The organism is Amycolatopsis sp. NBC_01286 (genome assembly GCF_035982555.1).
Classification (GTDB): Bacteria; Actinomycetota; Actinomycetes; order Mycobacteriales; family Pseudonocardiaceae; genus Amycolatopsis.
Window position 1 is genome coordinate 4,043,984 of record NZ_CP108428.1, and the last position, 23,360, is coordinate 4,067,343.

26 protein-coding genes are annotated in these 23,360 nt (G+C 70.4%); 21 read left to right on the top strand and 5 right to left on the bottom strand.

What is annotated here, in order from left to right; genetic code table 11:
- Window positions 1–31 precede the first annotated feature (31 nt).
- The gene (locus tag OG570_RS19505; RefSeq protein WP_326958175.1) at window positions 32–820 is read right to left on the bottom strand and encodes a TIGR03619 family F420-dependent LLM class oxidoreductase; all 789 of its coding nucleotides are present in this window, start codon (window positions 818–820) and stop codon (window positions 32–34) included.
- On the bottom strand, window positions 817–1,587 hold the full coding sequence (locus OG570_RS19510) for an alpha/beta fold hydrolase (protein ID WP_326958177.1): 771 nt from the start codon (window positions 1,585–1,587) through the stop codon (window positions 817–819). The genes OG570_RS19505 and OG570_RS19510 overlap by 4 nt, the downstream gene beginning before the upstream one ends.
- Before the next feature lie 52 nt (window positions 1,588–1,639).
- On the opposite strand from OG570_RS19510, the gene OG570_RS19515 reads away from it, so the two are divergent.
- From OG570_RS19515 to aroA, 17 genes are all read left to right on the top strand, one after another.
- On the top strand, window positions 1,640–1,990 hold the full coding sequence (locus tag OG570_RS19515) for a MerR family transcriptional regulator (protein WP_326958179.1): 351 nt from the start codon (window positions 1,640–1,642) through the stop codon (window positions 1,988–1,990).
- Between the two features lie 97 nt (window positions 1,991–2,087).
- Window positions 2,088–2,954 carry a peptide chain release factor N(5)-glutamine methyltransferase gene (prmC, locus tag OG570_RS19520; RefSeq protein ID WP_326944143.1) on the top strand — a complete coding sequence of 289 codons (867 nt, stop codon included), beginning with the start codon at window positions 2,088–2,090 and terminating at the stop codon, window positions 2,952–2,954.
- Window positions 2,955–3,190: 236 nt separating this feature from the next.
- Entirely contained in the window at window positions 3,191–5,161 is a 1,971-nt protein-coding gene (locus OG570_RS19525) for a M6 family metalloprotease domain-containing protein (RefSeq protein ID WP_326958181.1), read from the top strand.
- Window positions 5,162–5,237: 76 nt separating this feature from the next.
- Window positions 5,238–5,888: an L-threonylcarbamoyladenylate synthase gene (locus tag OG570_RS19530; RefSeq protein WP_326944141.1), complete on the top strand. Its 651-nt coding sequence runs from the start codon at window positions 5,238–5,240 to the stop codon at window positions 5,886–5,888.
- A 74-nt stretch (window positions 5,889–5,962) separates the two neighbouring features.
- Window positions 5,963–7,120, top strand: coding sequence for a glycosyltransferase family 4 protein (locus OG570_RS19535; protein WP_326944140.1), 1,158 nt, complete (start codon window positions 5,963–5,965; stop codon window positions 7,118–7,120).
- 48 nt (window positions 7,121–7,168) lie between these two features.
- Window positions 7,169–7,618: a hypothetical protein gene (locus OG570_RS19540; protein ID WP_326944139.1), complete on the top strand. Its 450-nt coding sequence runs from the start codon at window positions 7,169–7,171 to the stop codon at window positions 7,616–7,618.
- Window positions 7,619–8,149: 531 nt separating this feature from the next.
- Complete coding sequence (atpB, locus tag OG570_RS19545; protein WP_326958183.1) at window positions 8,150–8,935, top strand: F0F1 ATP synthase subunit A; 786 nt, start codon at window positions 8,150–8,152, stop codon at window positions 8,933–8,935.
- A gap of 55 nt (window positions 8,936–8,990) precedes the next feature.
- Window positions 8,991–9,245 carry an ATP F0F1 synthase subunit C gene (locus OG570_RS19550; protein WP_326958185.1) on the top strand — a complete coding sequence of 85 codons (255 nt, stop codon included), beginning with the start codon at window positions 8,991–8,993 and terminating at the stop codon, window positions 9,243–9,245.
- Window positions 9,246–9,274: 29 nt separating this feature from the next.
- Window positions 9,275–9,829 (top strand): F0F1 ATP synthase subunit B, encoded by a 555-nt coding sequence (locus OG570_RS19555; protein WP_326958187.1) that lies wholly within the window; start codon window positions 9,275–9,277, stop codon window positions 9,827–9,829.
- Window positions 9,830–9,835: 6 nt separating this feature from the next.
- Complete coding sequence (locus tag OG570_RS19560) at window positions 9,836–10,660, top strand: F0F1 ATP synthase subunit delta (protein WP_326958189.1); 825 nt, start codon at window positions 9,836–9,838, stop codon at window positions 10,658–10,660.
- A gap of 57 nt (window positions 10,661–10,717) precedes the next feature.
- Complete coding sequence (gene atpA / locus OG570_RS19565) at window positions 10,718–12,358, top strand: F0F1 ATP synthase subunit alpha (RefSeq protein ID WP_326958191.1); 1,641 nt, start codon at window positions 10,718–10,720, stop codon at window positions 12,356–12,358.
- 11 nt (window positions 12,359–12,369) lie between these two features.
- Window positions 12,370–13,314: a F0F1 ATP synthase subunit gamma gene (locus OG570_RS19570; protein ID WP_326944135.1), complete on the top strand. Its 945-nt coding sequence runs from the start codon at window positions 12,370–12,372 to the stop codon at window positions 13,312–13,314.
- Window positions 13,314–14,741 carry a F0F1 ATP synthase subunit beta gene (gene atpD, locus OG570_RS19575; protein ID WP_247057108.1) on the top strand — a complete coding sequence of 476 codons (1,428 nt, stop codon included), beginning with the start codon at window positions 13,314–13,316 and terminating at the stop codon, window positions 14,739–14,741. The genes OG570_RS19570 and atpD overlap by 1 nt, the downstream gene beginning before the upstream one ends.
- Before the next feature lie 113 nt (window positions 14,742–14,854).
- The gene (locus tag OG570_RS19580) at window positions 14,855–15,220 is read left to right on the top strand and encodes a F0F1 ATP synthase subunit epsilon (protein WP_247057106.1); all 366 of its coding nucleotides are present in this window, start codon (window positions 14,855–14,857) and stop codon (window positions 15,218–15,220) included.
- Window positions 15,221–15,245: 25 nt separating this feature from the next.
- On the top strand, window positions 15,246–15,680 hold the full coding sequence (locus tag OG570_RS19585) for a DUF2550 domain-containing protein (protein WP_247057104.1): 435 nt from the start codon (window positions 15,246–15,248) through the stop codon (window positions 15,678–15,680).
- A 59-nt stretch (window positions 15,681–15,739) separates the two neighbouring features.
- A complete protein-coding gene (locus tag OG570_RS19590; protein WP_326944133.1) occupies window positions 15,740–16,060 on the top strand; it encodes a putative quinol monooxygenase in 321 nt (106 codons plus the stop codon).
- A gap of 10 nt (window positions 16,061–16,070) precedes the next feature.
- Window positions 16,071–17,309, top strand: coding sequence for a 3-phosphoshikimate 1-carboxyvinyltransferase (gene aroA, locus OG570_RS19595; RefSeq protein ID WP_326958193.1), 1,239 nt, complete (start codon window positions 16,071–16,073; stop codon window positions 17,307–17,309).
- Here the strand turns inward: aroA and OG570_RS19600 are convergent.
- Window positions 17,306–17,881, bottom strand: a complete 576-nt coding sequence (locus OG570_RS19600; RefSeq protein ID WP_326958195.1) for a cob(I)yrinic acid a,c-diamide adenosyltransferase — start codon at window positions 17,879–17,881, stop codon at window positions 17,306–17,308. The two genes, aroA and OG570_RS19600, sit on opposite strands and share 4 nt — an antisense overlap.
- Before the next feature lie 61 nt (window positions 17,882–17,942).
- Between OG570_RS19600 and murA the strand changes: the two genes are divergently transcribed.
- The gene (gene murA, locus OG570_RS19605) at window positions 17,943–19,217 is read left to right on the top strand and encodes a UDP-N-acetylglucosamine 1-carboxyvinyltransferase (protein WP_326958196.1); all 1,275 of its coding nucleotides are present in this window, start codon (window positions 17,943–17,945) and stop codon (window positions 19,215–19,217) included.
- A gap of 4 nt (window positions 19,218–19,221) precedes the next feature.
- On the opposite strand, the gene OG570_RS19610 is transcribed toward murA, so the two are convergent.
- On the bottom strand, window positions 19,222–19,815 hold the full coding sequence (locus OG570_RS19610) for a TetR/AcrR family transcriptional regulator (protein ID WP_326958198.1): 594 nt from the start codon (window positions 19,813–19,815) through the stop codon (window positions 19,222–19,224).
- 94 nt (window positions 19,816–19,909) lie between these two features.
- Between OG570_RS19610 and OG570_RS19615 the strand changes: the two genes are divergently transcribed.
- From OG570_RS19615 to OG570_RS19625, 3 genes are read left to right on the top strand one after another with little or no spacing between them, the layout of a single operon-like run.
- Window positions 19,910–20,347 carry a nuclear transport factor 2 family protein gene (locus OG570_RS19615; protein ID WP_326958200.1) on the top strand — a complete coding sequence of 146 codons (438 nt, stop codon included), beginning with the start codon at window positions 19,910–19,912 and terminating at the stop codon, window positions 20,345–20,347.
- Entirely contained in the window at window positions 20,340–21,158 is an 819-nt protein-coding gene (locus tag OG570_RS19620) for an NmrA family NAD(P)-binding protein (protein ID WP_326944127.1), read from the top strand. The genes OG570_RS19615 and OG570_RS19620 overlap by 8 nt, the downstream gene beginning before the upstream one ends.
- Entirely contained in the window at window positions 21,155–22,345 is a 1,191-nt protein-coding gene (locus OG570_RS19625) for an alpha/beta hydrolase family protein (protein ID WP_326958202.1), read from the top strand. Before OG570_RS19620 ends, OG570_RS19625 begins: the two co-directional genes overlap by 4 nt.
- Here OG570_RS19625 and OG570_RS19630 read toward each other — a convergent pair.
- Window positions 22,342–22,956: a LysE family translocator gene (locus tag OG570_RS19630; protein WP_326958204.1), complete on the bottom strand. Its 615-nt coding sequence runs from the start codon at window positions 22,954–22,956 to the stop codon at window positions 22,342–22,344. The two genes, OG570_RS19625 and OG570_RS19630, sit on opposite strands and share 4 nt — an antisense overlap.
- Window positions 22,957–23,360 lie beyond the last annotated feature (404 nt).

The window sequence follows — 23,360 nt, forward strand, 5'->3', positions numbered from 1 at the left end:
GGCGCTCCCGGGGTTCGGCGTCTCGGGCATCCTAAAGACCGGCGACGGCCTCGGCGAACGCGGTCATCCGCCGGTCGAACGCCTCGGCCGGGCCGAAGTGGACGGCCACCGCGTCCGCCCCGGCCAGGATATACGCCCGGAACCGGGCGACGGCGGCGTCGAGATCGGTCCCGTCCCACTCCATCCGGGCGGTCGGGCGCACGTCGCGGCCGGCGGCCAGCTCCCCGAGCTTCCCGGCCCGCTCGCCGAACTCGGCGGGGGACAGCCCGGCGCTCTGCCACGCCGAACCGACGCGGGCCGCGCGGCGCAGCGCGATCGTGGAGTTGCCGCCGACGGTGATCGGCACCGGTCCCGCCGGCCGCGGCTCGAAGTGGCCGCCGCCGGGGCCGCGGCCGGTGCGGAACAGCTCCGCGAGCAGGTCGAGGGTGGTGTCGGTCCGCTTCCCGCGCGTCGTGAAGTCGGCCCCGACCTCGGCGAACTCGGGCTCGTTCCAGCCGGTGCCGACGCCGAGGTCGAACCGGTGCCCGGACAGCGCATCGAGGGTCGCGACCTGCTTGGCCAGCGCGAACGGCTCCCGCAGCGGCACGATCAGCACCGACGTCCCGAGCCGGATCCGGCTCGTCAGCGCGGCGATGTGCGCGAGCGTGACGAGCGGTTCGTAGACCCCGCCGAAGACGTCGCCGAACGCGCCGGGCGGGATCAGGTGGTCGGGCAGCCACGCCGTGCGGTAGCCGAGGTCCTCGGCGAGCCGGGCCAGCTCGGCGGGCCGCCCGGGCGGCAGGTCCGGCTGCTCGTTCGGCAGTACGACTTCGAGGTTCACGACAGCCTCCCGAGGAACTTTTCGATCGCGGCGAGCCACTCGTCGCGGGCTTCGGCGCCGATGTTGTGCCCGGCTTCGACCTCGACGAGTTCGGCGCCGGGAATGCCGTCCGCGAGCTCCCGCGACAGCGCGGGCGACGCGAGCCCGTCGAGGGTGGTGGCGACGACGAGCGCAGGCACGGCGATCCCGGCCAGCTCGGCCCGGGTGTCGACCTTCGCGACCAGGGCGACGTGCTCGGGACTGCCGTCGGGGACGAACGCGGCGAGCTGGTCGACGGCCGTCTCCAGCTGCCCGGGCGTCAGGGCTTCGAGGTGGTCGCGGCCGGTCGCGACCAGCGTGAGGAACTTCGCGAGCAGCTTCGGGTCGTCGTGCAGCAGCGCGGCCCAGACGTCGACGGCGAGCCGGATCCGGTTGTCGAGCCGGGCGAAACCGCTGGTCAGGACCAACCCGGTGACCCGATCGGGGTGCCGCGTGGTGGCGCGGACCGCGACGGCCGTGCCGAGGGAGTAGCCGAGGATCGCGAACCGCTCCAGCCCGGCGCCGACGGCGATCGCGACCAGCTCGTCGGCGAGCTCGTCCAGGTCCAGCGGGGTCGCGCTGCGCGGCGTCGTGCCCGAGCCCGGGTAGTCCGGGCCGACGACGGTGCGCGTCCGCGCGAGGTCGTCGAGGATGGCGCCGAAGTTGCCCTCGACGCTGCCGCCCCCGCCGTGGGCGAGCAGCAGGCCCGGGCCGGTGCCGCGGACGACGTGGTGGAAATGTTCGGTCATGCCGGCGACGTTAGGTCTTCACATCAGTGTGAAGGTCAAGTCCGGGGGACACATGCGGATCGGCGAGCTCGCGGAACGGACGGGCGTCAGCACGCGCCTGCTGCGCTACTACGAAGAACAGGGCCTGCTGGTGGCGTCGCGCGACCGCAACGGCTACCGGTGCTACGGCGAGGACGCCGTCGTCCGGGTGCGGCAGATCCGCCGGCTCCTCGGGGCCGGGCTGACCACCGAGGTCATCGCGTCGGCGCTGCAGTGCGCGAGCGGCGAGGAGGCCCACCTCGACCTCTGCCCGGAGCTCGCGCAGCTGCTGCACCGCGAGCTGACGGCGATGGACGACCGGATCGGGACGCTCCAGCGTCGTCGCAGCACCTTGGCCGGGTACCTGACCGAGGAGGGCGGGTGACCGCTCGCTCGATACGCTGCACGGCGTGGGACCGGCGCGTGTCCTGACGGGGGAGTTCCGCCTGGTGTGCCAGGCTTGACGAGGTGAAGGACGACGAGTGAATCGGCAGCCGCTGCGCCTGGCCATCATGGAGGCCACCCGCATTCTCGAGCGGGCGGGCGTCGCTTCGCCGCGGTTCGACGCCGAAGTGATCGCCGCGCACGTGCTCGGGGTCGAACGCGGGCGGCTGCCGATGGTGCCCCTGGTCGATCCGCCCGTCATCGAGGCCATCGGCCAGCTCGTCCAGCAACGCGCGAAGCGGATCCCGCTGCAGTACCTGACCGGCTGGGCTGCACTGGGTGACATCACCGTCGCGGTCGGGGCCGGCGTGTTCGTGCCGCGCCCGGAGACCGAGCTGCTGCTCGAGTGGGGCGTCAAGTTCCTGCAGGGCCGGGAGTTCCCGGTCGTCGTCGACCTGTGCACCGGCTCCGGGGCGCTCGCACTCGGCGTCGCGCACGCGCGCCCGGACGCCGTCGTCTACGCGGTGGACGTCGACCCGCAGGCGCTGGCCTGGGCGCGGCACAACGCGGACGTCCACGCCGACGCCGGCAACACCCCGATCCGGCTGTACTCCGGCGACATCAGCGACCCGACGATGTTCGCCGAGCTCGACGGCCTGGTCGACCTGGTGCTGTGCAACCCGCCGTACGTCCCGGACGGCACGCCGGTGCCGCCCGAGGTCGCCGAGCACGACCCGCCGCGCGCGGTGTTCGCCGAGGAGAGCGGCCTGGCGGTGATCCGCCACGCGATCGCGGCGGGCGCGCGGCTGCTGCGCCCGGGCGGCGGCTTGGCCATCGAGCACGACGACACCCACGGCTCGGCGGTCCCGGCGCTGGTCCGCGCGCGCCGCGTGCTGACGGCCGTCGAGGGCCACAACGACCTGGCGGGCCGCGCGCGGTTCGTCACGGCGAAGCGGCTGGGCTGAGCAGCCCCCGAATTCCACGTTAGCCGGGGGAACCGACAGTTGCGGCTGCTCGCCGGGCCCGCGGGCGGACTTGTCCACAGTGCCGGGCTCCTGGCGATGCCTGACAAACCGGCCAGACTTTCGTCGTGGGGCAAGCGGGTAAACCCTCGCTTCGGGGCAGAACCGCGACAGCGCGGCTCAATACGGTCGATCACGGGACACCGCGACCCCGCCGGTTCCCAGTGAAGGAGCCGCAGATGCGCGCCAGAACCCCGAAAGCGCTCGCCCTGCTCGCCGCCGTCACGGTCTTGACCGGGCTCGGCGCCGGGACCGCGGCCGCCGAACCGCTCACCCGTGGCTGGCCCGCCCCGATCGACGCCGCGCACTGGGAGAACCAGGACCACATGACGTGGTCCGACTACCGCAAGGTGCCCGGGACGAACTGGGCCGACCCCGCCCTGAAGCCGACGCAGCGCGTCTTCAAGGGCGCCGTCGTCCTCGCCGACTACCCCGACCAGGACTTCGTCGTCACGCAGCCGCCGAAGTCGACCGTCTTCGGCAATCCCGGCCCCGAAGCCGCGAACATCCCGCGGGCGGGCGTCGCGCAGTACTACCAGGACTTCCTCAACAAGCCCGAAGCCCTCAACAACGGGCACACCATCAACGAGTACTGGATGGAGGACTCCGGCGGCCGCTTCGGCGTGCAGCTGACGGCGTTCGGCCCGTACCGGATGCCCGGCCAGTCCTACGAGTACGGCATGGAGTTCCAGCCGAACGCCTGCCCGCCGAGCGCGAACTGCAACCGGGACATCCGCACGGACGCCGGGAACGCCTGGCGCGCCGACGTCGGCGACACGGCGAACCAGTTCGACTTCGTCTTCTACCTCTCCGCCGGCCAGGACGAGAGCTCGACCTGGCAGGAGTTCGGCGAGATGAAGTTCGGCACCAAGGAGAACGTGCCCGACGCGTTCGGCCCGCCGAACCACGACCTGCCCAACTACGCCGCCACCCGGTACGTCCCGTGGACGTCGTGGGCGTCGGCCGCCAGCATCTGGCCCAACGCCGGGAACGGCAGCTCGGTGCAGGCCGAGAGCTCCGGGCAGTCGACCTACGCCCACGAGTTCAGCCACATCCTCGGGATCGGCGACAACTACAACAACCCGTTCGGCGTTCCACCGTCCCGCAGTTACAGCGGGCCGTGGGACATGCTGTCGCGCGGCACGTTCAACGGACCGGGCGGCCCGCACACGCGCTGGCAGATCCCGGCCACGCAGGGCAGTTCGATGGGCGCGCAGCACCAGCTGCGCAACAAGCTGAAGCTCGGCATCGTCGACCCGGCGGACGTGCTGCAGCTCGACCGCAACCAGCTGGCGACGTCCGGCCCGGTGTCGGCTCGGCTGACCGCCCGCGAGACCGAGGCACAGCCGGGTGCGTTCACCGGGCTGAACATCAAGCTCACCGGCGGCGACAAGAGCCCGAAGTGCGACCGCGCCAAGGACCCGTTCTGCGACGGCGGCGGCTACGACAACTACACCGTCGAGGTCGTCGACCGGATGGGCGCGGACTCCTTCGCGCCGGACTCCGGAGTCATGATCACCAAGACGAAGAACCAGGACAACGCGCCGTTCGACTGGGTGATCGACGCCAACCCGCAGGACATCGGCATCACCGACTACACCAAGCCGGACGGCACACCGGTGAAGATCACCATCGGTGACTACCGCCAGCTCAACGACGCGCTGTTCAAGGCGGGCACCGAAGCGGCGGCGCCGTACGAGTACACCGACCAGGCGAACCGGCTGAAGTTCCTGATCACCGACCTCGCCCGGGACCGCAAGGGCGTGCTCTCGTACACCGTCACGGTCGCTTCGCTGGACGGCTCGGGCAGCCAGGCGCGCGGCGCCGCGGTGACCCCGGCGCTGCCGGCGTTCGCCCGCGGCGGGCTCGCGACCTGCGACTTCGGCCTGTTCAACACCGGTTCGGCGAAGGGCGCGAAGGCGCCGTACGACACCGACACCTACCGGCTGAGCGCGTCGACCGGCGCGAAGGGCTGGCAGGTCCGGCTGCCGAACGAGCTGGCCACGGCGAAGTTCGGCCAGTTCGTGAAGGTGCCCGCCTTCGCGAAGCGCAGTGGCGGTGACCTGGCCGCCCGCGTGAAGCTCACGGCGACGTCGGTGAGCGATCCGTCGAAGACGGCCACCGCGAGCTGCACGGCGTTCGGCTTCTGACGCGCACCTCGTGACCACGACCCGGAGGGGCCTGCCGCGGCGGGCCCCTCCGGCGCGCGGGGCTACCCTTGGCGCCATGAGCGTGGTCTACGACTGCAGCAAGCGGGACTCCCGGGCGGACGGGCTGGCCGCCGCGGCCGGCGCGGTCCGGTCGAGCCGGCTGGTCGTCCTGCCGACCGACACGGTCTACGGGATCGGCGCCGACGCGTTCGACGCCGGCGCCGTCCAGGCGCTGCTGCGCGCGAAGAACCGCGGCCCGGACATGCCGGTCGGCGTGCTCGTCGGCTCGTGGTCCACTGTGGACGGTCTGGTCCTCGGCGTGCCGCCGCAGGCCCGCGCGCTCATCGAAGCCTTCTGGCCCGGCGATCTGTCCATTGTGCTCCCGCACGCGCCGAGCCTGCAGTGGAACCTCGGCGACGCCCGCGGCACCGTGATGCTGCGGATGCCGCTGCACCCGGTGGCGCTGGAGCTGCTGCGCGACGTCGGCCCGATGGCCGTCTCGAGCGCGAACGTCTCCGGCCGGCCGCCGGCGAGCACGGCGCAGGACGCGCAGGAGCAGCTCGGCGACTCGGTCGCGGTGTACCTCGACGGCGGCTCCAGCGGCGAGGCCGTCGCGTCGAGCATCGTGGACCTCACCGGCACCGAACCGGTGGTGCTGCGCGAAGGCGCCGTGAGCAAGGACGCCATCGCGGAGGTGCTCGGTGTCCCCGCGGAATCGTTGGCGTGAAGCCGGATCAAGGCGCCGGGCGCGGCACGATAGCGTGTCGCGGGTGACCCCGACCCCGCGAGCGTGACGCACCCGTGCCGCCCACATCCGGTCTTCTCCCGATCCGGGAATACATCCTCGTCGCGCTGACCGCGACGGCCGTGACCTACCTGCTCACCGGCGTCGTGCGCCGGCTCGCGATCCGCGTCGGCGCGATCGCGAACCCCCGCGCGCGCGACGTGCACGTCGCGCCGATCCCGCGCATGGGCGGGATCGGCATCTACCTCGGCGTCGCCGCCGCGATGGGCCTGGCCCACCAGCTGCCCGCGCTGTCGCACGGCTTCGACGCCTCGTTCGACTCGGTCGGCGTGCTGCTCGCCGCCGGCGTCATCTCGCTCATCGGCGCGCTCGACGACCGGTTCGAGCTGGACGCCTGGACGAAGCTGGCCGGCCAGGTCATGTGCGCCGGGATCCTGGTCATCTTCGGCGTGCAGTGGGTGTCGTTCTGGGTGCCGTGGGGCGGCACCGGCGCCTCGTTCGGCTCGGTGCTGGTGCTCGACAAGAACCAGGGCGCGCTGCTCACCGTGGTGATGGTCGTCGTGATGGTCAACGCGATGAACTTCGTCGACGGCCTCGACGGCCTGGCCGGCGGCCTCGGCTTCATCGCGGCGGCGGCCACGTGCGCGTTTTCGCTGGGGCTGCTCGACAGCTCGGGCGGCGACGTCGGCACGTACCCGCCGGCGCTGATCGCGGCCACCCTCGCCGGCGCGTGTCTGGGGTTCCTCCCGTACAACTTCCAGCCCGCCAAGATATTCATGGGCGACTCGGGCTCGATGATGATCGGCCTGATGCTCGCGGGCGCGACGACGTCGGCGTCCGGACGCGTGCCCTACCCGCAGTTCAGCGGCAAGGACGCGATCGCGCTGCTGTCCCCGCTGGTCGTCGTGGCGGCGGTGCTGTTCGTCCCGATGCTGGACCTGATCATGGCGGTCGTCCGCCGCACCCGCCGCGGCGAAAGCCCGTTCGCCGCGGACAAGATGCACCTGCACCACCGGTTGCTGGAGATCGGCCACTCCCAGCGCCGCGCCGTGCTGCTGATCTACTTGTGGGCCGGCATCCTGGCGTTCGGCGCGGTCTCGGTGACCCTGTTCGACGACGCCGCCGCGCTCTGGATCATCGGCGTCGGCCTGGTGTTCGCGGTGGGGGTCTCGGTCATCCCGCGGCTGCGCTCACGCCACCAGCCGCGTACCTAGTCCGCGGGGTTCTCTACACTCGGTGTCGAACCGAGCAGGGAGCCAGCTGTGAGCGAGACCGAGACTTCGACCGAAGCGCAGGAGAACCCGCACGCCAAGGTGGTGCTGCAGGCGGCCCGCGCCATGACGAAGGCTTCGCTGCTGGTGACCCCGCCGGCGGTGGTCGTCTGCATCGTGCTCTTCAGCGTCCTCAACGGCATGCCGGGCTTCTGGGGCTCGCTCGTCGGCGGGGCGCTGGCGATGCTGGCGTCGCTCTCGACCCTGGGCATGATGCGCTTCAGCGCCGGCCAGGACCCGATGTTCGTCATGGTGATCGCGCTCGGCGGGTACGTCGTGAAGGTCGTCCTGCTGTTCGGCGCGCTGACCCTGCTGAAGGGCGTCTCCGCGCTGCACCCGATGTCGCTCGGCATCACCATGATCGTGGCCATCCTGCTGGCCGCCGCGGCCGAGTTCGCCGCCTTCCGCAAGACCAAGATCCCGACGATCATCCCCTCCTGACGCCGTCCGGTCCGCCGGGGTGTTCCGTTACCCACGGTGAACCGGCCTGCGGCCACCCGGGTGTGACCGGCGTCACGGCCGTGCGCTTTCGCGCGGGACCCGAAAAGGGTCCCGGACGGCTCGCCTGCGACGTTCCCGGGAGGGTCCCGGCCCCCACCGGACCTGGGTCCCGGGTCGACCCGGGACCTAAGTCCTGGGCTGATCGGTTGGTATGGAGTACGCCTGTACGGCACTGATTGACCTGCTGGTATGGTCCGCGTCAAGGGTGGCGGCCTCGGCCGCGCGCTTCCTGAGACGAACCGCGATCAGCAGTGTGGCGACCGTGTAGTTCCGCCTTCCGCCGCTGGTCCGAAGTAGACCGCAGGGCAGTGTTCACGCGAGACAACCCCATGTGCAGAACGTGAAGCCGTGTTCATCGCACAGTGGGGCAGCCGCCTCCGACGTCCCGATACGTATCGGGTACGTTAAGTCCAGATCGTGACGATTCCCCCGGCGGAGTGAACGCCGGCCGGGAGAACCGGAAGGAGCCCAGTGGGCGCGCTGGTATTGGCCGAGGGTGCGATTTTCGAGCCCCCAGGTGCCGAGAGCTTCATCTTGCCGCCGATTTTCGGCAGTGTCACCAAGCCGATGGTGCTGGTCGTGCTCTCGGTCGTGATCATCGCGACGTACTTCCTCGTGGCGACCCGCAAGCTGAAGGTCGTGCCCAGCAAGGGGCAGTTCGTCGCTGAGTCCATCTACGACTTCAGCCGCAACAACATCGCGCGCGAGCAGATCGGCTCGAAGGACTTCAAGCCGTACGTGCCGCTCGTCTTCGCCTTGTTCACCTTCATCCTGGTGAACAACCTGTACGGGATCATCCCCCTCTTGCAGTTCCCGACCATGGCGCGCTTCGGTTTCCCCGTCGCGCTGGCGGTCCTCGTGGTCTACCCGGTGTACCACTACGCCGGGTTCAAGCGGCACGGGTTCGCGGGTTACTTCAAGAAGGAGCTCGCGCCGCCGGGCGTGCCCAAGGCGGTGCTGCCGCTCTTCTCGGTGATCGAGTTCGCGGAGAAGTTCTTCCTCAACCCGCTGACGCTCGCCATCCGTGTTTTCGCGGCCATGTTCGCCGGCCACCTGATCCTGGCGGTGTTCACCCTCGGCGGCACGTTCCTGCTGACCGAGACGTCGAGCTGGGCGCTGAAGCCGGTTTCCGTGGTGGCCTGGATCTTCGCCATCGGGATGACCTTCCTCGAGGCCTTCATCCAGGTGCTGCAGGCCTACATCTTCGCCCTGCTCTCGGCGGGGTACATCGGCGCCGCGCTGGCGTCGGAGCACTGAGAACACAAGCCCCCGATCCGCGCGAGCGCGTGGACCGAAGTGAAGGGAAATGCACGTGAGCAACATCGTTCTGGCCCAGCAGGCCGCCGAGGCCGTCAACCTCAACAAGGGTCTTGCTGCGATCGGTTACGGCCTGGGCGCCATCGGCCCCGGCATCGGTGTGGGTCTGATCTTCGCCGCCGTCATCAACGGCACCGCCCGGCAGCCGGAGGCCCAGGGCAAGCTGCAGGGCATCGGCTTCTCGACCTTCGTGCTGACCGAGGTCCTGGCGCTGATCGGCATCGTCATCTACTTCATCGCCTCCGCCTGAGTCCTCTGCTCATCGCTTAAGGAGACGTTGTGGTGACGAACGAACTGGTGTTGGCGTCCGAAACGCCGTTGCCTATCGTGCCGGACATTTCGGAGCTGATCCTCGGCATCGTCGCCTTCCTGATCCTGCTGTTCATCCTCAAGAAGTACGTCGTCCCTCGCTTCGAGGCCGCGTACGAAGAGCGTGCGCAGAAGATCGAGGGTGGCATCGAGAAGGCCGAGAAGGCTCAGGCCCAGGCCGAAGCCGCGCTGGCGGAATACCAGGCGCAGCTGAAGGAAGCTCGTGGCGAGGCCGCGAAGATCCGTGACGACGCCCGGCTCGAAGCCGAGCAGATCAAGGCGGAACTGCGGGCCGAGGCCGAGTCCGAGTCCCAGCGGATCGTCGCCCAGGGCCAGGCTCAGCTGCAGGCCCAGAAGGCGCAGATCATCGCCGAGCTGCGGGCCGACATGGGCCGCAACGCCGTGGAGCTGGCCAGCCGCATCGTCGGCGAGTCGCTCGAAGACGAGGCGCGCCGTCGTGGCACCGTCGACCGGTTCCTCGCGGAGCTGGACACGGCCGGTGCCGCTGGTGGAGCGGGGAAGTAGACCCGAATGACGTTGCATGCTGCGAGCCGTGAAGCGCTCGGCCTCGCCGAGGAACGCCTCGGCGAGGTTCTGGCCGACGCGGGAGCCGACGCGGCCACGGTCGGCGACGAGCTGCTCTCGGTCGTCGACCTGCTGGACCGGGAGATCGGTCTGCGCCGGGCGGTGAGTGACGCCTCGGCGACGCCGGAGTCGCGCACCACGCTGGTGCGCCGGCTGTTCGACGGCAAGCTGTCCGAACCGGCACTGAAGGTGCTCGACGCCGTGGCGGGCAGCCGCTGGTCCAGCCCTCGTCAGCTGGTCGACGGGCTCGAGTCGCTCGGGCACTCCGCGCTGCTCACCGCCGCCGGGAAGACCGGCAACATCGACGCCGTCGAGACCCAGCTGTTCCAGGTCTCGCGCGTCGTGGCCAACCACCCGGAGCTCGAGACCGCACTGGCGGACCTGGCCGGTCCCGCCGACGCCAAGCGGTCGCTGGTGCGCGGGCTGTTCGCCGACAAGGTGGACGTGGTCACCGAGACCCTCGTCGAGCAGGTCGTCCGCCGGGCCAAGGGCCGTGGTGTCGGCGCCGGGCTCGACGCGCTGGTCAAGCTGGCCGCGGAACGCCGTCAGCGCTCGGTCGCCTACGTGACCAGCGCGAGCCCCCTGACCGACGAGCAGACCGCCCGGCTGGGCGAGAAGCTCGACACCATCTACGGGCGGTCGATCGCGCTGCACGTCGAGGTCGATCCCAGTCTCGGCGGCGGGCTCGTCGTCCGCGTCGGCGACGAGATCATCGACGGGAGCGCGGCGGGTCAGCTCGCTGCCCTGCGCAGGCGGCTGGCCCGGGCCTAGTCCCCGGCCACACAAGACTTTGCATACTGGCAAGAACGAAGCGAGAGCGGGAAAGACATGGCCGAGCTGACGATCTCCTCGGATGAGATCCGTAGCGCGATCGAGAACTACGTCTCGAGTTACGCCCCGGACGTGAGCCGGGAAGAAGTTGGCGTCGTGATCGACGCGGGTGACGGTATCGCCCACGTCGAGGGCCTCCCCTCGGCCATGGCCAACGAGCTGCTCGAGTTCCCCGGCGGCGTCCTGGGCGTCGCACTGAACCTGGACGCGCGCTCCATCGGTGCCGCGATCCTCGGCGACTTCGAAAGCATCGAAGAGGGCCAGCAGGTCAAGCGCACCGGCCAGGTCCTGTCCGTGCCGGTCGGCGACGGCTACCTCGGCCGTGTCGTCAACCCGCTGGGCGCGCCGATCGACGGTCTCGGCGACATCGAGACCACCGACCGCCGTCCGCTGGAGGTCAAGGCCGCTTCGGTGGTCGAGCGCCAGCCGGTGTCGGAGCCGCTGCAGACCGGTATCACCGCCATCGACGCGATGACGCCGATCGGGCGCGGCCAGCGCCAGCTGATCATCGGTGACCGCAAGACGGGCAAGACCGCCGTCGCCGTGGACACGATCATCAACCAGAAGTCCAACTGGGAGACCGGCGACGAGAAGAAGCAGGTCCGCTGCATCTACGTCGCGATCGGCCAGAAGGGCTCCACGATCGCCGCGGTCAAGAAGTCCCTCGAGGACGCGGGCGCGATGGAGTACACCACCATCGTCGCCGCGCCGGCGTCGGATTCGGCCGGCTTCAAGTGGATCGCGCCGTACACCGGCTCGGCCATCGGCCAGCACTGGATGTTCGAGGGCAAGCACGTCCTCATCGTGTTCGACGACCTGACCAAGCAGGCCGACGCGTACCGCGCGATCTCGCTGCTGCTGCGCCGCCCGCCGGGCCGCGAGGCCTTCCCCGGCGACGTCTTCTACTTGCACTCCCGTCTCCTCGAGCGGTGCGCGAAGCTCTCGGACGAGCTGGGCGCCGGCTCGCTGACCGGGCTGCCGATCATCGAGACGAAGGCCAACGACGTGTCGGCCTACATCCCGACGAACGTCATCTCGATCACCGACGGCCAGTGCTTCTTCCAGTCGGACCTGTTCAACGCCGGCCAGCGCCCGGCCATCGACGTGGGCATCTCGGTGTCCCGCGTGGGTGGTGCCGCGCAGGTCAAGGCGATGAAGTCGGTTTCCGGCTCGCTCCGCATCGACCTGTCGCAGTACCGCGAGCTGGAGGCGTTCGCCGCCTTCGCCTCGGACCTCGACGACGCCTCGAAGGCGCAGCTCGAGCGCGGTGCCCGGCTGTACGAGGTGCTCAAGCAGTCGCAGTACTCGCCGATCCCGGTCGAGGAGCAGGTCTGCACGGTGTGGCTGGGCACGAACGGCCACTACGACTCGGTCCCGACCGAGGACGTGCGCCGCTTCAACCACGAGTTCCTCGACTCGGCGCGCCGCAAGCACGACGACGTCCTTAGCGCGATCCGCGACTCCGGGAAGTTCGAGGACGCGACCGCCGAGAAGCTGGTCGCCGCGGTGAACGAGTTCAAGAAGGAGTTCACCACCGCCGACGGCAACTCCCTGGTCGGGGTGGACGCCGACGCGATGGACGCCGACAAGGTCGGGCAGGAGACCGTCAAGGTCAACAAGCCCGCCCCGAAGAAGTGAGCTGATAGCTCATGGCCGCACAACTCCGGGAACTCCGGTCGCGCATCAAGGCGACCAAGTCGATCGGCAAGATCACCAAGGCGATGGAGCTCATCGCCACCGCGCGCATCACCAAGGCGCGGGCGAAGGTCGCCGCTTCCCGGCCGTACGCCGACGAGATCACCAAGGTGCTCTCGGCGCTGGCCGGTGCGGCGGCCAACCTCGACCACCCGCTGCTGGTCGAGCGCCCGAACCCGAAGCGGGCCGCTGTCCTGGTCGTGACCAGTGACAAGGGCCAGTGCGGTGGTTACAACTCCAACGTGCTGCGCGCGACCGGCGAGCTGCTTTCCCTGCTTCGCGACGAGGGCAAGGAAGCTCGGGTCTACGTCACCGGCAACAAGGGCCTGAACTACTACCGGTTCCGCGGCCGCGAGGTGGTGGACGGCTGGACGGGCTTCTCCGACCAGCCGAACTACGCCGCGGCGGTCGAGGCGGCCGAGACCCTGGTCGAGTCGTTCATGGCCGGCGTCGACGACGGGCACGGCAACGCCGACGGCATCGAGGGTGTCGACGAGATCCACATCGTCTACACCGAGTTCGTGTCGATGCTGACCCAGCGGCCGATCGCCAAGCGCGTCGCGCCGCTCGAGGTCGAGTACACGGACGGCGACGAGGAGCAGAAGCCCACCGGCGACCTGCTCCCCAGCTACGAGTTCGAGCCGAGTGCCGACAAGCTGCTGGACTCGCTGCTGCCGAAGTACATCAACACGCGCATCTACTCGGCGCTGTTGGAGTCGGCGGCGTCCGAGCTGGCCGCGCGCCGGACGGCGATGAAGGCCGCGTCGGACAACGCGAACGACCTGGTCGGCAACCTGACGCGGGAGATGAACCAAGCGCGCCAGGCGCAGATCACCCAGGAGATCTCCGAAATCGTCGGTGGCGCGAACGCGCTCACCGCAGCAGGAAGTGATGATTGATGACCAGTACTGAAGCCCCGCGCGCCAAGGGGCGCATCGTGTCGGTGACCGGTCCGGTCGTCGACGTCGAGTTCCCGCGCGGTTCCGTTCCCGACCAGCACAACGCGCTCAAGGTCGAGATCGAGTTCGAGCAGCTGCGCAAGACGGTGACGCTCGAGGTCGCCTCCCACCTGGGTGACAACCTCGTCCGCACCATTTCGCTGCAGCCGCAGGACGGTCTCGTCCGCGGTGCCGAGGTCACCGACACCGGTGGCCCGATCACCGTGCCGGTGGGCGACAAGGTCAAGGGCCACGTCTACAACGCGCTCGGCGAGTGCCTCGACGAGCCCGGCTACGGCGACGACCTCGAGCGCTGGGGCATCCACCGCAACCCGCCGTCCTTCGACCAGCTCGAGGGCAAGACGGAGATGCTGGAGACCGGCCTGAAGGTCGTCGACCTGCTCACCCCGTACGTCCAGGGTGGCAAGATCGGCCTGTTCGGCGGCGCCGGCGTCGGCAAGACGGTGCTCATCAAGGAGATGATCACCCGTGTCGCCCGGAACTTCGGTGGTACGTCGGTGTTCGCCGGGGTCGGCGAGCGCACCCGTGAGGGCAACGACCTCTTCCTGGAGATGAGCGAAGACGGCGTCATCAACGACACCGCCCTCGTGTTCGGCCAGATGGACGAGCCGCCGGGCACGCGCATGCGCGTCGCCCTGTCCGCGCTGACCATGGCGGAGTACTTCCGCGATGTGCAGAACCAGGACGTGCTGCTGTTCATCGACAACATCTTCCGGTTCACCCAGGCCGGCTCGGAGGTGTCGACCCTGCTGGGCCGGATGCCGTCGGCCGTGGGTTACCAGCCGACGCTGGCCGACGAGATGGGCCAGCTGCAGGAGCGGATCACCTCGACCCGGGGCCGGTCGATCACCTCGATGCAGGCGATCTACGTCCCCGCGGACGACTACACCGACCCGGCCCCGGCCGCGACGTTCGCCCACCTGGACGCCACCACCGAGCTTTCGCGTGGTGTCTTCCAGAAGGGCATCTTCCCGGCGGTGGACCCGCTGGCGTCGACGTCGACGATCCTCGACCCGGCCATCGTCGGCGAGGACCACTACCGCGTGGCTTCCGAGGTCATCCGGATCCTGCAGAAGTACAAGGAACTGCAGGACATCATCGCGATCCTCGGTATGGACGAGCTCTCGGAAGAGGACAAGCTCACCGTCCAGCGCGCCCGCCGGATCGAGCGCTTCCTCTCGCAGAACATGCTGGTCGCGGAGGCGTTCACGCAGATCCCGGGCTCGACGGTGCCGCTGTCGGAGACCATCGAGTCGTTCGACCGCATCGCCAAGGGTGACTTCGACCACTACCCGGAGCAGGCGTTCCTGGGTATCGGTGGCCTCGAAGACCTCGAGAAGAAGTACAAGGAAATCACCAAGAAGTGATCTCCTGAGGCGGCGGGGGCAGTGTCCATTGTGGACTCGGGCCCCCGCCGTTCTCATACCGGGATACAGACCTATTACACTCGGTGGCAACACCCCGAGCGAAGGAGTGCTACGTGGCTGAGATGTCCGTGGAGCTGGTGGCCGTCGAGCGCCGTCTCTGGTCGGGTACCGCCACTTTCGTGGTGGCCCAGACCACCGAGGGCGAGATCGGCATCATGGCCGGTCACGAGCCCGTGCTCGGGCAGCTCGTCGAGGGTGGCGTGGTCAAGGTGACGACCACCGACGGCGAAACGGTCTGCGCGGCCGTGCACGGCGGTTTCCTGTCGGTCACCGGCACCGGGGTGAGCATCCTCGCCGAAAGTGCCGAGCTTTCCGACGAAATCGACGTCGACGCGGCGAAGGCGGCCTTGACCGCCGACGACGAGACCGAGCGGACCAGGGCCTCGGCCCAGCTCCGCGCGGCAGGTCAGTCGGTCTGAGCGAGCGACGGGCAGGAGCCGGGCCGTGCAGATCACCGTGGTGGTAGTCGGGCTCCTGATCGTGCTCGTGGTGCTGGTCGGCTGGTACGGCCAGCGGTGGATCCGGATGCGCCGCGGTGGGGGCGTGAGCGTCGCGCTGCGGTGGCGTCCGGACAGCGCGCGGGCCAGCTGGCACCTGGGGCTCGGCCGCTACGAGGGTGACGAGTTCGTCTGGTACCGGGTGTGGAGCCTGCGCAGCGGCCCGGACCGCGTCTTCCAGCGCGCGAGCATGCAGATCGCCGACCGCCGTGACCCCTCCGGCAGCGAGGCCTACGCGGTTCCCGAAGGCGCCATCGTGCTGCGCTGCGAGTCCGAGACCCAGGAAGCGATCGAGATCGCCATGGGGCCGGGCGCGCTCACCGGGTTTCTCTCCTGGCTCGAGTCGGCCCCGCCCGGACGACGACTCCCGCGCGCGTCCTGACCTACCCTTGTCTCAAACCGAGACAGTCAGGGCCGCCGTTTTGGCCTACGGTTGAGCGCATGATCTTCATCGTGGTCAAGTTCCCGGTCAAACCGGAGCACGCCGAAGCCTGGCCGGACATCGTGGCGGACTACACCAAGAACACCCGCGCCGAAGCGGGCAACCGCTTCTTCGAGTGGTCCCGCAGTCTCGAAGACAAGAACACGTACGTGCTGGTCGAGGGCTTCGAAGGCCAGGACGCCGCCGTCGCGCACGTCGGCTCCGACCACTTCAAGTGGGCCACCGAGAACCTGGGTGCCTACATCTCGGACAACCCGCAGATCATCAACGTCCAGGACGCCTCCGACTGGGGCCCGATGGCCGAGATCGCCCCCCACTAAACTGGGGTTCGTGACCCTCGTCGACATCCCCGGCTCCAAGTCCGTCACCGCCCGAGGCCTGTTCCTGGCCGCCGCCGCGCGCGGCACCACCGTGCTCGGCCGTCCGCTGCACTCGGACGACACCGAGGGCTTCGCCGAGGGGCTCGTGAAGCTCGGTTACCAGGTCGACCGGCGGCCGGACGCCTGGACGATCGAGGGCCGGCCGTCGGGGCCGGGCGTGGCGTCCGCCGACGTCTTCTGCCGCGACGGCGCCACCACGGCCCGCTTTCTGCCCGCGCTGGCCGCGGCCGGCACCGGCACGTTCCACTTCGACGCGTCCGACCAGATGCGCCGGCGTCCGCTGGGCCCGCTCACCGACGCGCTGCAGGAGCTGGGCGTCGACCTGACCTTCGAGGGCGAGCCGGGCCACCACCCGCTGACCGTCCGCGCGAACGGCGTCAAGGGCGGAGACCTGACCCTGGACGCGGGCCTGTCGTCGCAGTTCCTGACGGCGTTGCTGCTGCTCGGGCCGCTGACCGCGGAGGGGCTGCGGATAACGGTGACCGACCTCGTGTCGGTGCCGTACGTCGAGATCACGCTGGAGATGATGCGGCGCTTCGGCGTCGACGTCCGCCGCGAGGGCAAGACGTTCGTCGTCCCGCCGCAGCCGTACCAGGCGTGCGACTACCCGGTGGAGCCCGACGCGTCGACGGCCAGCTACTTCCTGGCCGCGGCGGCGGTCACCGGCCGCACGGTGACCATCCCCGGCCTGGGTTCGACGGCGCTGCAGGGCGACGTCCGGTTCGTGGACGTCCTCGAGCGGATGGGCGCCCACGTGCAGCTCGAAGAGGACTCGGTGACGGTCGCGGGCCCCTCGGACGGCCTGCGCGGCGTCACGGTGAACATGCGCGACATCTCCGACACGGTCCCGACGCTGGCGGCGATCGCGCCGTTCGCGAGCGGCCCGGTGCGCATCGAGGACGTCTACAACACGCGCATCAAGGAGTGCGACCGCCTGGACGCGTGCGAGGAGAACCTGCGCGCAATGGGCGTCTCCGTGGAAACGGGCCGCGACTGGATCGAGATCCAGCCGGGCGTGCCCGCCGGTGCCCTGGTCAAGTGCCGCCGCGACCACCGGATCGCGATGGCGTTCAGCATCACCGGCCTGCTGGTCGACGGCATCACGCTGGACGACCCGGAGTGCGTGAAGAAGACGTTCCCCGGCTTCCACCAGGCCCTCGGGTCCCTGCGGGAGAGCTGGGGGATCTAGGAGGGCTGCCCGCCCGGCTGCCACAGCACGTCACCCTCGGGGTTGGCCAGCCGGGCGAGGATGAACAGCAGGTCCGACAGCCGGTTCAGGTACTTCACCGCGATCGGGTTCGTCGTCTCCGGCTCGGCCTCGTACAGCTCCCACGCCGAGCGCTCCGCGCGGCGTGACACCGTGCGCGCCTGGTGCAGGAACGCCGCGCCCGGAGTGCCGCCCGGCAGGATGAACGACGTCAGCTTGGGCAGGCGGTCGTTGAAGTCGTCGCACCAGCCTTCGAGCCGTTCGAGGTACTTCTCGGTGATGCGCAGCGGCGGGTAGGGCGGGTCGTCCTGGATCGGCAGGCACAGGTCGGCGCCGACGTCGAAGAGGTCGTTCTGCAGCACGCGCAGGACGTCCGTGATCTCGGCCGGCAGCGCGCCCATCGCGACGGCCAGCCCGATGACGGAGTTCGCCTCGTCGGTGTCGGCGTAGGCGCCCAGCCGGGACGATGTCTTGGGCACGCGCGACCCGTCGCCGAGCGCCGTCGTGCCGTTGTCGCCGACCTTGGTGTACACGCGGTTGATGCGAACGACCATGAAGCCACCATAGCGGCCCCCGCCCGGGTCGAATCCGGGCGAGAGGGCATGATTGGCGGCCATGAGCGAGCACTTCGACGTGCATGGCGGAGCCCGGCTGGTCGGCGAGGTCGACGTGGTCGGGGCCAAGAACAGCGTGCTGAAGCTGATGGCCGCGGCCCTCCTCGCGGAGGGCACCACGACCATCACGAACTGCCCGCAGATCCTCGACGTCCCGCTGATGGGCGACGTGCTGCGGAGCGTCGGCTGCGAGGTCGTCATCGAAGGCGACACGGCCACCATCACCACGCCGGCCGAGCTGTCCTACCGCGCCGACTCGGCGGCCATGGGCAAGCTGCGCGCGTCCGTCTGCGTGCTGGGACCGCTGGTCGGCCGGCTGAAGCAGGCCGTCGTGGCGCTGCCGGGCGGTGACGCGATCGGCTCGCGGCCGCTGGACATGCACCAGAACGGACTGCGCAAGCTGGGCGCGACGAGCACCATCGAGCACGGCTGCGTCGTCGCGAGGGCCGAGACGCTGGTCGGCGCGCAGATCTGGCTGGACTTCCCGAGCGTCGGCGCGACCGAGAACATCCTGATGGCCGCCGTCCTCGCCGAGGGCACCACGGTGATCGACAACTGCGCGCGCGAGCCCGAGATCGTCGACATCTGCACGATGCTCGTGGAGATGGGCGCGAAGGTCGAAGGCGCCGGGACGTCGACGCTGACCGTGCACGGCGTGGAGCAGCTGCACCCCACCGAGCACAGCGTGATCGGCGACCGGATCGTGGGCGCCACCTGGGCGTTCGCCGCGTCGATGACCCGCGGCGACCTGACCGTGCGCGGGGTCAACCCGCACCACCTCGACCTGGTGCTGGACAAGCTCCAGCTGGCCGGCGCCGAGGTCACCACGTTCGGCGACAAGGGCTTCCGCATCGTGCAGGCCGAGCGCCCGCAGGCGGTCGACTGGGTGACGCTGCCGTACCCCGGCTTCGCGACCGACCTGCAGCCGTTCGCGGTCGCGCTGTCGGCGGTGTCCGAGGGCACGTCGATGATCACGGAGAACGTCTACGAGGCCCGGTTCCGGTTCATCGAGGAGATGATCCGGCTCTCCGGCGACACCCGCACGGACGGCCACCACGCGGTGGTCCGCGGCGTCGAACGGCTCTCCAGCGCGCCGGTCTGGGCGTCGGACATCCGCGCGGGCGCCGGGCTGGTGCTGGCCGGGCTGTGCGCGGACGGCGTCACCGAGGTCTGGGACGTCTTCCACATCGACCGCGGCTACCCGCACTTCGTCGAGAACCTGAACCGCCTGGGCGCGCGCATCGAGCGCGTCAGCGGCGAGCCCGACCGCACCTGAGCCGTCACACGTCCTGCGCGCCCAGCGCGCGCAGGACGTACTCCACCAGCCGGTCCAGGTAGTCCGGCTCCACCGGGGCCCGGCGGACCACCATGCGCCAGTAGATCGGCGCGCCCAGGACGTCCATCGCCATCTCGACGTCGAGGTCCGCCGGCAGCTCGCCGCGGTCCATCGCGCGGCGCAGCATCACCTCCGCGCGGTCGCGGCGCGGGCCGCCGATGCTGGCGCGCGCGCTTTCGGCCATCTCGGGGTTTCGCGCGCCCTCGGCGACGAGGTCCGGCAGGATCCGCGAGAACACCGGGTGCGTGAGCCAATCGATCATCGCCTGCAGCGTCACGCGCAGGTCGCCGCGCAGTGAGCCGGTGTCTTCGAGCACCGCGCGCGACACGCTGAACTCCGCGACGACCGCGGTGATCATCTCGTGCTTCGACGTCCACCGCCGGTACAGCGCGCTCTTGCCGACGCCGGCCCGTTTCGCCACCGCTTCCATCGACAGCCGCCCGTAGCCCTGCTCGGCGAGCTCGTGCAGCACCGCGTCCGTGATGGCCTGCGTGACTTCGGGCTGGAGGACCGCGGCGCCGGTCGGGGTGCGTGCCATGCCGCACAGTCTAGCGGGTGGACGGAACGGTACCGTCCCGTCTACAGTGACGTCGGGACGGTACCGTCTCGTCCAAACGCTGAAGGAGGCATCCGTGCGACCGAGCGAACTCGTCGAGCACGCGCTCGACCTGCTGGTGAAGCACGACATGGCCGGGTTCGCCGGGCTGTGGGCCGAGGACGGCGTCCTCGAGTTCCCGTTCGCCGCGGCGGGCTACCCGGCCCGCGTCGAGGGCCGTGACGCCATCGCCGACTATCTGCGCGGCTACCCGGACCTGCTCGACGTCCGGGCGATCACGGCGAAGACCGTGCACGAGACCGCCGACCCGGGCGTGGTGGTCGTGGAGATGACCGCGGCCGGTGTCGTCGTCGCGTCGCAGAAGCCGTACGAGCTGTCCTACATCGCCGTGCTGACGGTCGAAGACGGCGAGATCCGGCGCTACCGCGACTACTGGAGCCCGCTCGCCGCGGCCGAGCTGATGGGCGGCGTCGACGAGCTGACGGCGGCGTTCGCCGGGAGCGACCGTGGCTGACGTCCTGGTCCTCGGCGGCACCGGCACCACCGGCGGCCGGGTCGTCGCGGGCCTGCGCGCCCTCGGCGTCACAGCGCGGGCCGCCACGCGCCAGGTGCGCGAGCCCGGTCAGGTGCGCTTCGACTGGACCGACCGCGGCTCGCAGGTGGCCGCGCTGCACGACGTTTCCGCCGTGTACCTGCTCGCCCCGATCGGCGAGGCCGAGCCCGCGCGGCTCGTCGAGCCGTTCCTGGCGGACGCGCTCGACGCCGGCGTCCGGCGGGTCGTGCTGCTCAGCTCATCGGCCGTCACCGCGGACTCGCCCGGGCTCGGCGAGCTGCAGCGCCTGGTGCGCACCGCGCCGGAATGGACCGTGCTGAAGCCGTCGTGGTTCATGCAGAACTTCACCGGCGAGCACCTGGTCGCCCAGGGCGTGCGGGACGGCGAGATCGTCACCGCCACCGGGGACGGCCGGGTGGCGTTCGTCGACGCCGGCGACATCGCGGCGGTCGCCGTCCGCGCGCTGACCGACGCCGAACCGCACAACACCGAACACGTGCTCACCGGCCCTTCGGCGGTGAGCTACGCCGAAGCCGCCGAGATCGTCGCCGCGCACACCGGACGTCCGGTGCGGCATCGCGCGGTGAGCACCGCCGAGTTCGCCGCTTTGGTTACCGCGTCCGGGATTCCCGCCGAGTTCGCCGCCGTTCTCGCCGCGCTCGACGAGGACATCCGCCGCGGCACCGAAGACCGCGTCACCCCGGCCGTCGAAGAGGTCACCGGCCGGCCCGCTCGTTCGTTCCGCACCTTTGTGATGGAGGAAATCCGATGAAGCAGCTCATGTTCACCGAGGACCCGCAGTTCTGGTTCGAGACCCTGCGCCTGTTCGGCCACGCGGCCTACGGCGGTTCGGACTTCGGCGAGGTGCTCGCGGCGGCGTCGACCGTGACGCCGGGGGACTACGACAGCTGGCACGACGCCTACCGCGCCCTGGCCGACCGGCTGTACGCCGAAGCGGCCGACGCGAGCCCGGTCACCGCGCGGGACCTGCTGCTGCGCGCGTCGACGTACTACTTCTCGGCGGACTTCTTCCTGCACGGCGACCCGGCGGACCCGCGGATCGCGGCGGCGTACGACCGCAGCGTCGAGTGCTTCCGGCGCGCGGGCGTCGCCGAGCCGGTCGAAATCCCGTACGAAGGCACGGTGTTGCAGGGCTACTTCTACCGCGCGCCCGGCGCCGGGCCGAAGCCGGTCTTGGTGATGCACAGCGGTTTCGACGGCAGCGCCGAGGAACTCCACTTCTTCGGCGCGGCGTCCGGCGCCGAGCGCGGCTACCACGTCCTGACCTTCGACGGCCCCGGCCAGCCGAGCGCGATGCACCGCGACAAGCTCGTGTTCCGGCCGGACTGGGAGCACGTCGTCACGCCGGTGGTGGACTTCGTGCTCGGCCTCGACGGCGTCGACCCGGCGCGGATCGCGTTGCTGGGCGTCAGTCTGGGCGGCGAGCTCGCGCCGCGCGCGGCGGCGTTCGAGCCGCGGCTGGCGGCGGTGATCGCGGTCGACGGCGTCTACGACGCGGGCTCCGCGGTGACGTCGATGCTGCCGTGGGACCGCGACGAGATCGTCCGCCGCGCGAACGCCGAGCACGACGAGGAGTTCGACGCGCTGCTCGCCGCCGGCCGGCAGGCCAGCTCGACCCTGCGCTGGGCGTGCGACCACGGCCGGTACGTCCTGGGCGCGGCGACGGACCGAGAGTTCGTCGCGAAGTACCTCGAGTACACGCTCGAAGGCGGCATCGCGGAGAAGATCACGTGCCCGACGCTGATCTGCGAAGCGGCGGACGACCTGTTCTTCGCCGGTGAGACGGAATCCGAGCCGCGCCGGCTGTACGACCACGTGACGGCGCCGAAGACGTTGCTGACGTTCACGGCGGAGGAAGGCGCGGACGCCCACTGCCACGTCGGCGCCCAGCGGCTCGCGACCGGCCGCGTCTACGACTGGCTGGACCGCACGCTCTAGCTTTCGACGGCGAGCGCGGCCCCGAAACCGAGCAGCGCGGCGCCGGTGACACCGTCGAGGGTGCGGCGGACCCGGCGCCGCAGCAGCCACGCGCGAATCCGGTGCACCCCGGCGACGATGACGAGCTGCCACAGCGTCGCGAGCACCCCGACGGTCCCGGCGAGCACTAGCGCTTCGGCGACGGTCGAGTCCGGCGTGAGGAACTGCGGCAGCATCGAGAGGTAGAAGACAAGGACCTTCGGGTTGGTGAGGTTGCAGAGAAAGCCCTCACGCCACCGCCGCCCACCGCGGGGCGCGCCGGCGGCGAGAGCCCGGTAGTCCCCCCGCCACGCGGCGACGAGCGCTTTGACGCCGAGATAACCGAGGTAGCCGGCACCGGCCCAGCGCAGAGCTTCGAAAACGGGTTCGGACCGGACGATCACGGCACTCAACCCGAGCGCGGCGGCCAGACCTTGCGCGAGGTTCCCGGACCCGATGCCGAGCGCGGTCAGCACCCCGCCCCGCCGCCCGCCGGCGAGCGAGTTCTTGAGTACCAGCGCGGTATCCGGCCCGGGCACGACGAGCACGAGAAGGACGAAGAGCAGGTAGGTGCCGTAGGTTCCCCAGGTCATGCCACCGAGGCTAGGACGCACGGCGGCGGTTGTCGCCGGATCCCGGAATGCGGTCCCGCCGGCCGCGGCTGTCACGACGCCCTTCGAGCCACGGCCCCCAGGCCCGCCCCCACCCTCCTCCAGGGGGGCGTGCCCAAGTCCAGTCTATCGGCGGGGACCGACCGGACCGGCCGTGAAGCGGTTTTCGCGCGGAGTTGTCCACATCGGGCGAGGCCTGTGGACAAGGCTTGGACCCGGCTCGCGCGGTGGCCGGAACGGGGTCTCGGAAAGCCTTGCCCCGGGGCGACGAAAGCCTCGCCCAGGGGCAGGCGAGGTCGCGTCAGCCCGGGAGCGGGCGGCGAAAGCGTCGCCCCAGGGGCAGGCGACGGAAGCGTCGCCCGGGGAGGAGCAGGCGACGAAAGCAT

Bases quoted from the DNA above. Each gene is read 5' to 3' on its own strand.
- OG570_RS19510 (WP_326958177.1), bottom strand. From the start codon at position 1,587: ATGACCGAACATTTCCACCACGTCGTCCGCGGCACCGGCCCGGGCCTG.
- OG570_RS19515 (WP_326958179.1), top strand. From the start codon at position 1,640: ATGCGGATCGGCGAGCTCGCGGAACGGACGGGCGTCAGCACGCGCCTG.
- OG570_RS19525 (WP_326958181.1), top strand. From the start codon at position 3,191: ATGCGCGCCAGAACCCCGAAAGCGCTCGCCCTGCTCGCCGCCGTCACG.
- OG570_RS19530 (WP_326944141.1), top strand. From the start codon at position 5,238: ATGAGCGTGGTCTACGACTGCAGCAAGCGGGACTCCCGGGCGGACGGG.
- OG570_RS19560 (WP_326958189.1), top strand. From the start codon at position 9,836: ATGACGTTGCATGCTGCGAGCCGTGAAGCGCTCGGCCTCGCCGAGGAA.
- atpA (WP_326958191.1), top strand. From the start codon at position 10,718: ATGGCCGAGCTGACGATCTCCTCGGATGAGATCCGTAGCGCGATCGAG.
- OG570_RS19570 (WP_326944135.1), top strand. From the start codon at position 12,370: ATGGCCGCACAACTCCGGGAACTCCGGTCGCGCATCAAGGCGACCAAG.
- atpD (WP_247057108.1), top strand. From the start codon at position 13,314: ATGACCAGTACTGAAGCCCCGCGCGCCAAGGGGCGCATCGTGTCGGTG.
- OG570_RS19590 (WP_326944133.1), top strand. From the start codon at position 15,740: ATGATCTTCATCGTGGTCAAGTTCCCGGTCAAACCGGAGCACGCCGAA.
- OG570_RS19600 (WP_326958195.1), bottom strand. From the start codon at position 17,881: ATGGTCGTTCGCATCAACCGCGTGTACACCAAGGTCGGCGACAACGGC.
- murA (WP_326958196.1), top strand. From the start codon at position 17,943: ATGAGCGAGCACTTCGACGTGCATGGCGGAGCCCGGCTGGTCGGCGAG.
- OG570_RS19610 (WP_326958198.1), bottom strand. From the start codon at position 19,815: ATGGCACGCACCCCGACCGGCGCCGCGGTCCTCCAGCCCGAAGTCACG.
- OG570_RS19625 (WP_326958202.1), top strand. From the start codon at position 21,155: ATGAAGCAGCTCATGTTCACCGAGGACCCGCAGTTCTGGTTCGAGACC.
- OG570_RS19630 (WP_326958204.1), bottom strand. From the start codon at position 22,956: ATGACCTGGGGAACCTACGGCACCTACCTGCTCTTCGTCCTTCTCGTG.